The organism is Wolbachia endosymbiont of Rhagoletis indifferens (assembly GCF_048537595.1).
In the GTDB taxonomy this organism is placed as follows: Bacteria; Pseudomonadota; Alphaproteobacteria; order Rickettsiales; family Anaplasmataceae; genus Wolbachia.
Genome location: NZ_CP175923.1, coordinates 1,231,718 through 1,242,324, shown reverse-complemented (window position 1 = coordinate 1,242,324; position 10,607 = coordinate 1,231,718). Strand labels below are relative to the sequence as shown.

At 34.4% G+C, this 10,607-nt stretch carries 7 protein-coding genes; 6 read left to right on the top strand and 1 reads right to left on the bottom strand.

Features of this window, described 5'->3' with window-relative positions:
• Positions 1-325: 325 nt before the first annotated feature.
• Positions 326-1,063, top strand: a complete 738-nt coding sequence (locus tag ACJZL1_RS06540; protein WP_265025967.1) for a glutamine synthetase — start codon at positions 326-328, stop codon at positions 1,061-1,063.
• 3 nt (positions 1,064-1,066) lie between these two features.
• Here ACJZL1_RS06540 and ACJZL1_RS06535 read toward each other — a convergent pair whose 3' ends face one another.
• The gene (locus ACJZL1_RS06535) at positions 1,067-1,663 is read right to left on the bottom strand and encodes a hypothetical protein (RefSeq protein ID WP_419247227.1); all 597 of its coding nucleotides are present in this window, start codon (positions 1,661-1,663) and stop codon (positions 1,067-1,069) included.
• 175 nt (positions 1,664-1,838) lie between these two features.
• Here ACJZL1_RS06535 and ACJZL1_RS06530 point away from each other — a divergent pair, with 175 nt between their 5' ends.
• From ACJZL1_RS06530 to ubiA, 5 genes are all read left to right on the top strand, one after another.
• Positions 1,839-4,913, top strand: coding sequence for an efflux RND transporter permease subunit (locus ACJZL1_RS06530; RefSeq protein ID WP_419247226.1), 3,075 nt, complete (start codon positions 1,839-1,841; stop codon positions 4,911-4,913).
• Between the two features lie 88 nt (positions 4,914-5,001).
• Positions 5,002-6,564, top strand: a complete 1,563-nt coding sequence (gene nusA / locus ACJZL1_RS06525) for a transcription termination factor NusA (RefSeq protein WP_419247225.1) — start codon at positions 5,002-5,004, stop codon at positions 6,562-6,564.
• A gap of 9 nt (positions 6,565-6,573) precedes the next feature.
• Positions 6,574-8,898: a translation initiation factor IF-2 gene (gene infB, locus ACJZL1_RS06520; protein WP_419247224.1), complete on the top strand. Its 2,325-nt coding sequence runs from the start codon at positions 6,574-6,576 to the stop codon at positions 8,896-8,898.
• Positions 8,899-8,907: 9 nt separating this feature from the next.
• Complete coding sequence (locus tag ACJZL1_RS06515) at positions 8,908-9,315, top strand: ribosome-binding factor A (RefSeq protein ID WP_341818591.1); 408 nt, start codon at positions 8,908-8,910, stop codon at positions 9,313-9,315.
• Between the two features lie 3 nt (positions 9,316-9,318).
• Positions 9,319-10,176 carry a 4-hydroxybenzoate octaprenyltransferase gene (gene ubiA, locus ACJZL1_RS06510; protein ID WP_419247223.1) on the top strand — a complete coding sequence of 286 codons (858 nt, stop codon included), beginning with the start codon at positions 9,319-9,321 and terminating at the stop codon, positions 10,174-10,176.
• Positions 10,177-10,607 lie beyond the last annotated feature (431 nt).

Sequence of the window (10,607 nt, the reverse complement as noted above, 5' to 3'; positions counted from 1 at the left end):
ATACCACACCAAGAAAAAAGCAATAATTAGAAAAATATAAGACAATCAATAGCTTACTGCAAAATGAAAAGCTAATACTACTTAATACATACTAAAAATTATGGTGATTTTTGATGGGTTGTAAAGGGTATAAAAACACTAAAATTGATCATTTTTATTTCAAAGAAATGAAAAATTTGTAAATGTCGCTTGTATCGAGGATTAGAAGCATGCTATTAAAAATAGTAATACATTATGTATAAATAAGATGTTAAATTTACTGGCAAATAAGTAAAGTATTCATATAAATATAGCTAACCTAATATAGATTTACTGAAGCAAATTTATGATTATATTAAGTAATTTGAGTTGTTATGCTGTATTCGGTATTGAACTAGAGTTTTACATTGAAGGAATAGAAAAAGAATATTTATTTCTGAATAGCATCAAAAATAAAATAGCATTTCTTGAATTTTCTTGCGAGAAGGAGAATTCTACACATCAATATGAGATAAAAAGTGGTTGTTATACGAACTCCGACAATTTAATTAAGCATTTTGAGTTAGCAAAACAATCACTTACTGAAGTAGCACAAAAACTAGGCGGGAATGTTTCTTTTAAAGCAAAGCCCTATTTGGATAGAGCAGGCAGTGCATTAAATGTGCATGTTAATCTCGTGAATTCAAATAACGATAACCTATTTTATATCAATGAGCAAAAGTACAGTGACTATCTGATTCACAGTATTGGTGGATTATGCACAATGATGAAAAAACATATGTTGTTTTTTGCTCCAAATGATGATTCATATTTAAGATTTCAGTACCCGGATATTCACACTCCAACTACGATTAGTTGGGGAGTAAATAACAGAACTGCTGCGATAAGAATTCCCTATTTTGGCAACGATTCCAAAAGATGCCGCCTAGAGCACCGTGTTCCTGGAGCAGACTGTAACCTTGAAAAAGTACTCACAGCAATAATTGAAGGTATAGTTTTTGGTATAGAGAACAAAATTGCTCCGCCAAATAGAGTGTATGGCATTGCATCTGATCCTCAATATGAGATGGAGAGTTTAATATAAACTCTAATCACGTTGGTTAACAACACCTTCCATAGTTAGCTGCTCTGGCATTCTCATTAAGTTATCACTGAAAAAAGTCCTCGGAGCCTTGGTAGGTTCTTTGATTTCTTGGTAACATCCATTCATATGCATAGGAGGGGATCGCATTAAATTCATATAGTTCGTTGCGTATTTAGTCTGACTTGTATCATCAGCCCCAGCAAGTGAGTTACCGTCAAGGTCCATATGTTTAGGTAATCCATTTTTCATTTCTTCTTCTGCTCTTTTCCTCATTATTTCTTCTAGCTCAGTTTCAGTTCTTTTTGGTTCTTTTTTTGGTTCTTTTTCGGATATTTCCATATCTTTTTCTTCACCTTCATCAACACTGCTATACCCTTCATCTTCTGAAACACCAGTAATTTCAGCAGGCCGTTCTTTTTTAGTTCTTATTTTATGAATCAGCGAAAGTAATAAGTAAGTAACCACAGCAGCAGAAATGATAATGGCTATCTTTGCGGCAATGTGGATTGCTGTTAAAAATATTAAAGCTGATAAAGCTCCAGCTAATCCAGACACAATAACTTTTCTCTTGCCTTTTGTTACATTTAAAATTGCCACCATAATAACCTCTCAAATGCTGTTCTAGAATTATTATACAGAAATTTTCTTATACTTGCAATTTTGCGAAAATTTTAATTATTTGCGTAAAGTTTTAAAGCTATACAAGGATTAATTAATATGCAATGTATCTCGACTATAATATTGTACAAACGCACATATTCAGTTAACATTCAACATGCAGAGCTTACTCATAGAGCGAAACAGGGCGGTGGTATTATTACTTATAGTAATTTTTATCTTCGGTTCATACGTTTATGTAAAAATGCCAAGGGAAAGTAACCCTGATATACAGATTCCTATAATCAGCGTGTTTGTTGGACTTCCTGGGATTTCTGCTCAAGATAGTGAAAAGCTATTAGTGCTTCCTATAGAAAACGAACTAAGATCCATCGAAGGTGTAAGAGAACTAAAGGCATTCGCGACTAATGATGGTGCTCACATGATACTCGAATTTGGAACAGAGTATGATAATAAAGAAGTGCTCGATAATGTCCGTTCAAAGCTTTCAAACATAAAATCGAAGTTACCTGTTGAAGCAGAATCTGCGATAATCAATGAAATAAACTTGAGCTTATTTCCGATACTCAATGTCGGCTTAATTGGTAATTTGCCAGAAAGAGCCTTAACTGAAATAGCACGCAAGCTAAAGAAAGAAATAGAGTCTCTGCCAAATGTTCTCAAAGTTGAAGTAGCGGGTATGCGTAAAGAAACAGTAGAAGTGATAGTTGAGCCCACAGTTCTAACAAAATATAACATTCAATCAAACGAAATATTCCAAGCTATATCAAGCAATAATAGACTAGTGGGAGCTGGGTCACTGGAAAATGATACCGGTAAATATTCGATTAAAATATCAGGGTTATTAAAAGATATAGAAGATATTATGAATATTCCTATTAGATCTCAAGGCGATGCAGTTTTGAGAATCAAAGATATAGCAAAAGTATACCCTAGGTTTGAGGATCACCAAGGATTTGCTCGCATTAATGGATTACCTAGTGTCGTGCTAGAAATTTCAAAACGTAACGGAAAAAACATAATAGACACAGTAAATCAAGTAAAATACTTAATGGATAAGGCAAAAGATCAATTACCTGAAAATTTAAAAGTGGTGTACTTAAATGACCAGTCAAAAAACGTCCGCGATGTGCTTGATGACTTGGAAAACGGCATAATATTTGCTGTGTTGTTAATATTGATCATAATGATGCTTTCTATGGGAACAAGGATTGCTATTCTTGTGGCACTCTCGATACCCGGTTCCTTTCTCATTGGGATAATAGCTCTTTACTTTATGGGCATAACCTTAAATATCGTTGTGCTCTTCAGTTTAATCATGGCTGTTGGCATGCTGGTTGATGATGCAATTGTGATCAGCGAATATGCCGATAGAAAGATGATCTGCGGAATGGACAAAGTAGAAGCCTTTCACACTTCAGTTCGCGATATGTTTTATCCGGTTCTATCATCGACGTTAACTAAATTAGCAGTGTTTTTTCCTCTATTATTCTGGCCTGATACTGTTGGTAAATTCATGCAGTACATACCAATTACAATAATTCTAACTTTGACTGGATCGCTCATTATGGCTTTGGTTTTTATACCAACACTTGGTGCAATATTTGGTAAGCCTTCAATAACTTCAAAAAAAGAAATAAAAAAAATGAGTGCTATAGAAAGTGGTGAGATAAAAAATGCTGGGCCTATAATAAGAGCTTACATACGCATGCTAGAGAAGGTTTTAGATCATCCTAAAAAATTCATATGTGCTACTGTATTCGTCCTGTTTTCATTTAGTGTGCTGTACTTTACCTTTGGTCCTGGAGTGAAGTTTTTTCCGAAAGTGGATTCAGATAATATTTTAATCAGTGTTAAAGCAAAAGAAAGCTTATCAGCCAAAGAACGAGATTTGATACTAAAAGAAGTGGAAGAACGCATTTTGAGCGTTGAAAAAGAAATTCATGTTTCTTATGCCAGATCAGGAGCATTTTCAGACAACGTTATCGCCAGAATTCAACTAGAACTTATGGATTGGCGCTTCAGGCGCAAAGCTAAGCACATATTAAACGATATAAGAAGCAGTGTGCAAGACATGAAAGGAATAATAATTAATGTTCAAGAGGAAAAGTCAGGACCGTCGGCTGACAAGCCAATACAAATTAACCTCAGCGGAAGTGCATCCAATCTGAATTTAGCAGCAGAGAAAATTCTAAAAATTATGGACCAACCTTCATCCGGGTTTATAAATATTCAAGATAGCAGATCAGCACCTGAAATAGAGTGGAATATGAGTGTTGATAAGAGTAAAGCTACAAGTTCTGGAGTAAGTGTTGCAACCATTGGCGATTTTATAAAGATGGTTACAAATGGAGTGTTGATTGGAAAATATAGACCAAATAACACGGATGAAGAAATCGATATTGTACTCCGTTTCCCCAGAAGGGACCGCAACATGAAGACTATAGATAATCTTTTTATCAATACAGTTAATGGCCCGTATCCTATGAGCAACATAGTAAAATATGCTCCCGAAAAAAAGGTAAACAAACTAAATAGGATTGATGGATTACGTACAGTGACAATTTCCGCTGATGTGGATACTGGCTATCTTGTTGATGAAAGAGTAAAGTTCATTCAGAATTCTATTGCCCAGGATTGGGACAAGGGAGTAAAAATTGATTTTAAAGGCGACAAAGAAGATCAACAAAAATCAGGAGCATTTTTGTTAAAGGCTTTTATATTAGCGATTACACTAATGATATTGGTATTAGTGACACAGTTTAATAATGTATACCATACATTTATCGTAATGACAGCAGTGTTTTTATCCACCACATGTGTGTTTTTTGTTTTCTTTCTTATCCAACAAGTTTTCGTAGTTGTTATGTGTGGAGTGGGGATAATTGCTTTGGCAGGAATTATAGTGAATAATAACATACTATTGCTTGATGCCTTTCGTCACCAAATTAAGGTACACAAAAATGACATCAAGCGATGTGTAATAAACGCTGCAATTTCTCGCGTTAGGCCAATATTGCTTACCGTTGCAACCACAGTTCTTGGTTTAATACCGATGATTACCAGGTTAAATATCAATTTTTTTACGCTACAAATCACATATGATGCTCCATCAAGCCAGTGGTGGGTTGACATTTCAACAACCATAGCAAGTGGAATATTGGCTGCAACGGTTTTAACTTTATTCTTTACTCCTGCGTTGCTTGTCATACAAAGACATGAAAAAACTTGACTTAAATTAGCAATCATTTAACATTTAAGATAGCGTTCTTTGCCCGTTGAAGCTATAATTATAACTAATTACATTGGATTTATTTATTATGATTGCTAATCGTAAAAGCAGTGTTAAGCAGAAAAGTAACAAGAATAACATAGTTGGAAGCCTTGATGTAATAAAAACAGCAGGAGAGCTTTCACTTCAAAAAGGTTTGGATTTTGATGTTGTAATAAAGGCACTAGAAAGTGCTATAGAAGCAGTGGCTTATCAAAAATATGGTAGCAAAAGTAAAATTGTAGTTAATATAGATAGAAATACAGGCAAAGTTACTTCATACAGAAAACTAAAAGTTATTGATGACGAATCAAATGAAGAAGAGAACACTGAGTATGAATCAATTACGCTTACACAAGCTAAATTAATAAAAGGAGATGCAAAAGTTGGAGATACTGTTAGTGAATTGCTCTCTCTTAACACTGATCTTGCTTCAGCAAGAATTGCCCAGCAGAAGATTGCTCAAATAATTAAAGATGAAGAGTCAAAAAAGCAATATGAGGAATTTAAAGATAAGGCGGGAGAAATAAGGTATGGTATTGTTAAACAAGTAGAATATTCAGATCTTATTATAGACATAAATGGCACTAGGGCATACCTTCCTTTGCGAAATTTGACCGGTGGTGAATCATTTCGTGAAGGCGATAAGGTTAAAGCTTACATACAGACTGTTAAGCGCTCTGATGATGGACGTCAAATTATTCTTTCTAGGACTCATGAAGGCTTTTTAGAGGCATTATTAAATCAAGAAATACCAGAAATTGCTGACAGGTTAGTAACAATTAAAGGTATAGCTAGAGACGCCGGCTCAAGGTCTAAGGTCGCTGTTTTCTCTCCTGACAAGAACATTGATCCAGTAGGTGCTTGTGTTGGAGTTAAGGGAGATAGAATAAAAACTATTATACACGAATTAAATGGTGAAAAAATTGACGTTATAAATTACTCCTCAGATTTGGGTCAATTTGTTATTAAAGCCATTACTCCTGCAGAAGTATCGAAGGTTATTATTGATGAAAATGAAAATTGCATAGAGTTAATAGTTGCTGAAGATCAATTGAGTTTAGCTATAGGAAAAAAGGGCCAGAATGTAAGATTAGCTTCAGAGCTTGTTGGATGGAAAATTGAGATATTAAGCACTCAGCAAGAATCAGAAAGGCGAAGTAAAGAACTTAGTCAATGTTCAGCTTTATTTGCTGAAGCTTTAAACTTAGAAGAGATTATGGGTCAGCTATTGGTAACAGAAGGTTTTTCAAGCGTAGAAGATATATCCAGCGCTTCAATTGAAGAGCTTGCTTCAATAGAGGGCTTTAATGAAGATATTGCAAACGAACTTCATAATAGAGCAAACAAGTACCTGAAAACAGAAAATGATAGAAAAATAGAAGAGCTAAAAAGTTTAGGTATGGAAGATGATGTAATCAATTTAACTTTATCAATAGACAATAAAATTGCTCTTAGTAAACATGATATTAAGACTTTAGAGGACATAGCAGATTTATCAAGTTATGAGTTTTGCAGCATGCTCTCTTCCTCAGCTGATAGCAAAGAAAATCTAAAAGATACAGTAGATTCAATAATCATAGAAGCACGTAAAAAGCTTGGATTAATATAATAAAATAATATGAATAATGAAGATATCAGTAATAAAAAATTAACGCTCCAAGGCTTAAGCAAGCTTAAATTAGACCTCAATTTAAACTCTTCAGCTAGCCCAAGTACTGGAGCTACAGTAGTAAAAAAAAGAAGAAAAAAATCTCATGATGCAGAAGAACATAATTTATTTGACGAGAGTAAATTAGGTTCTTTAACAGAGAAAGAACAAATTTTCCGCATTAATGCTGTGCAGAATGCTGCTTTGCTGAAAGAAAGAAATCAGAGAGAAGAAAAAGAGAAAACAGCAAAAGAAGACAGCAATAAAGAGATTGACGAGAAAAATGAAGCGGACGCTTTATCTAAAGAAATAAATAAGAAAGTTTTAAGTGATACTCACTTAGTTGAACTAAGAGAAGATAATATTGACTATGAGGGCGACGATAAAAAGTCTTCTAAAGTCAACAAAGATATATATTCTAAGCATTCTAAACTGGTAATTGCACAGGCAATAGATGAAAAAACTGAACAACCCCCTGTATTTAAGCAAAGATTTGGTATAAGAGGTAGAAAGTCAAAGTTTACTAAGGGTAAAAATATATCAAGAGAAGTTATTGTACTAGACAAAATAACTATCAGGGAGTTATCTATTCGTATGGCAGAAGATAGCAAGAGTGTGCTAAAAATGTTCAAAGAAGAAGTTGGTGAGAGTTATAGAGTAGATGATCTGGTGGATCCAGATATAGCATGTGAAATAGTGAAAAAATTTAATCATACGGCCAAACGAGTGAGCGATGCCAACAAAGAAAAGGATTTATTTTTTATAGAAGGCAGAGAAAGCCTGCTTAAAAAACTTAAACCACCAATCGTCACTTTTATGGGCCACGTGGATCATGGTAAAACCTCATTGCTCGATGCATTTCGTGAATCTAATGTTGCAGAAAGAGAGTCAGGTGGCATAACTCAACACATAGGTGCTTATCAAATAACGACAAAAGATAAGCAAAAAATTACTTTCATTGATACACCAGGACATGAAGCGTTCACTGCGATGCGTGCATGTGGTGCCAATATTACTAATATAGTTGTAATAGTAGTTGCAGCTGACGATGGAATCATGAAACAAACAGTTGAAGCAATAAATCATGCAAAAGCAGCAAATGTTTCTATTATAGTTGCTATTAATAAAATTGATAAATCTGAGCCTGGTGATGTAGAAAAAATAATTAATAGTTTGCCTCAATATGATCTCATTCCTGAAGAGCTTGGTGGTGATGTTATAATTGTGCCAGTATCAGCAAAAAAGAAAACTAATTTAGATAAACTAGAAGAGGCAATTTTGTTAATCGCTGAATTAATGAAGCTAGAAGCAATAGAAGATTGTCGAGCACTTGGATGGGTAATAGAATCCAAAATAGATAAAGCAAAAGGAATATCAGCTACGTTGATAGTTGAGGAAGGAACGTTAAAGGTTGGTGATATATTGGTAGTTGGTACAACATACAGTAAAGTACGTAGTATGGTTAATCACCTTGGTCAAAGAGAAAAAGCAGCACTACCCTCCGCTCCAATTGAAATTACTGGTCTAAATGGTGTGCCAAATGCTGGAGATAAATTTGTTGTTGTAAATTCTGAAAAGCAGGCGCGTGAAATTGTTGAATACAGGCTAGAGTTGATCAAGAAAAAGAAAGAAGATTTGGGCGACAATAATTTAGATATATTCAGTCGTAATGACAGTAAAACAGAAGAACTATCTGTAGTTTTAAAGTGCGATGTAACTGGTTCTATTGAAGCAATATCAAGTTCAATTGATAAACTCGGTAAAGACCAAGTGAAATTAAATATCCTACACAAAGCAGTAGGAGGGATAACAGATTCAGATGTGCTGCTTGCAGAAGCATCAAGTGCAGTAATTTTAGCTTTTAATGTAAAAGTGGACTCAAAAATAAGGGATTTGGCAAAACAAAAAGGTATAGAAATACATACTTATAACATAATATACGAGCTCATTGACGACATGAGAATGTATTTAACTAAAATGTTAAAGCCTATTACACGAGAGGTTCGTGTTGGTTCTGCATCTGTAAGGCAAATATTTAATGTATCTAAAGCTGGTAATATCATTGGATGTTATGTAAGTGATGGAGTCATAAAAAAAGATTCTTTAATTAAGGTAGTGCGTGGTGGCAAATTGGTGCATGAAGGAAAGTTAAAAGCACTACGTAGATTTAAAGATGATGTTAAAGAAGTAGGTGTAAACTTTGAATGCGGAGTATCACTAGAGGGTAATATCGATATTAAAGTTGGAGATATTTTGGAAGCTTATCAATTAGTGCAAGAAGAAAGGGTGTTATAGTAGCTGGATATGAAAAAGGAAATTAGAAACCTAAAAATAGCATCGGTATTGCATAGAGCAATATCAAGAGTCCTAATGGAAGGTAAGGTGTTCAATAAAAATGTAGCAGTATCTGACGTAAAATTAAGTAAAGATTTGAAAAAAGCAGATGTATATATTGTGTTATCTTCATTGAATATCCAAGTAGCTGACTACTTAGATCCAGAAAAAAGTACGTGGTCACACACTGGAGATCCTTCTGAGAATAACTGTGATATTAACACTGTTGTTAATGAAATGAACCAATCTGCATGGTCAATACGTAAATCTATATTGTGTTATGTTGATTTGCGATTTATACCTGAGTTAGTTTTCAAGCCTGATTTAGCGTTCGATAATTTTGTCAATGTAAGCAAAATATTACATAATCACACTTAATTAATGCATTTCAATCGTTACTTTTCATTAATGAGATTGCACAGTTTAACAGGTTTGTGGCTTGTGCTATTTCCCAGTTTGAGCGGTATTCTTTTAGCCTCAACTTCTCTATCGTATCAGGCTCTTTTTCTCCTTGTTTTGTTTACTATAGGTGCATTTTTAATGAGACCTGCAGGGTGCATAATCAATGACATTTTCGATAGAGAAATAGATGCGCACGTTGAACGAACAAAATATAGGCCACTTGCAAGTGGTGCATTAAACATAAAGCAGGCTTTAGCTTTACTTTCACTGTTACTGTCTATTGCCCTGGTAATCTTATTATTAACTAATAAAACTACACTCATACTTGGAATAATCTCAATGTGTATGATAGCTACTTACCCTTTATTAAAGCGGTATGTTTGGTGGCCACAATTGTTCTTAGGGTTTACCTTCAATATGGGATCGCTCATGGGCTCAGCAGCAATAACAAACCAGATCAGTATAGAATCCTTGCTGTTTTATATAGGATGCGTCTTTTGGACGCTTGGTTATGACACCATATACGCTCATCAAGATAAAAAAGATGATGAAAAACTCGGAATGAAATCTACCGCATTATATTTTGGTGATACAACAAAATCTTGGTTGAAAAGATTTTACTTAATATCTTTTATGGCATGGCTATACGCTGGCATTTTATCATCATTAAATAACATTTTTTATATTGCTCTACTTGCTGTAGGGTTCATATTTCACCGCCAATACAAAAATTTCAATCCTGACGATCCCAGTCAATGCATGTCCATATTTAAAAATAATTCCTACGTAGGGTTGCTTCTCTTTTTTGGCATCCTTTTAGATAGAATTATCACCTAGGTCCCAAGAGTTTTGGCTCTAATGAAGTCAATAAACTCAGGTAGCCCGCAGAAACGAAAAAACTTGCTTGACACCCTCCGCCAGCCCCCTTATCATGAAACTGAAGCTATTGTATTTGCTTTCGCCAATCTGCAGATTAAAAGGTAAGGATTACTTAATGTATCGGCGTCTTATGTTCAATTTTTTGCAGTATATAGATACTGTATGTCTTTACAAAACTTCATCTACATCTAGATTTTTATCTAAATAAGCTGAACGCGCTTATAAAGCGTTACAAGACATCAAAAAATGCCAATACTCGACAGAGATAGTAAAAGACTAGCTAACTCGGGGATTCTTTGTCTTTTTTTCTGCTTGGTAAATTTCTTAAACATTTGCAGCGTAAGTTAGTTGCAATTAAAAGCAGCTGAATTTCGCTTGTCAAGCGTTTA

Bases quoted from the DNA above. Each gene is read 5' to 3' on its own strand.
- ACJZL1_RS06515 (WP_341818591.1), top strand. From the start codon at position 8,908: ATGAAAAAGGAAATTAGAAACCTAAAAATAGCATCGGTATTGCATAGA.
- infB (WP_419247224.1), top strand. From the start codon at position 6,574: ATGAATAATGAAGATATCAGTAATAAAAAATTAACGCTCCAAGGCTTA.
- nusA (WP_419247225.1), top strand. From the start codon at position 5,002: ATGATTGCTAATCGTAAAAGCAGTGTTAAGCAGAAAAGTAACAAGAAT.
- ACJZL1_RS06535 (WP_419247227.1), bottom strand. From the start codon at position 1,663: ATGGTGGCAATTTTAAATGTAACAAAAGGCAAGAGAAAAGTTATTGTG.
- ACJZL1_RS06540 (WP_265025967.1), top strand. From the start codon at position 326: ATGATTATATTAAGTAATTTGAGTTGTTATGCTGTATTCGGTATTGAA.
- ubiA (WP_419247223.1), top strand. From the start codon at position 9,319: ATGCATTTCAATCGTTACTTTTCATTAATGAGATTGCACAGTTTAACA.
- ACJZL1_RS06530 (WP_419247226.1), top strand. From the start codon at position 1,839: ATGCAGAGCTTACTCATAGAGCGAAACAGGGCGGTGGTATTATTACTT.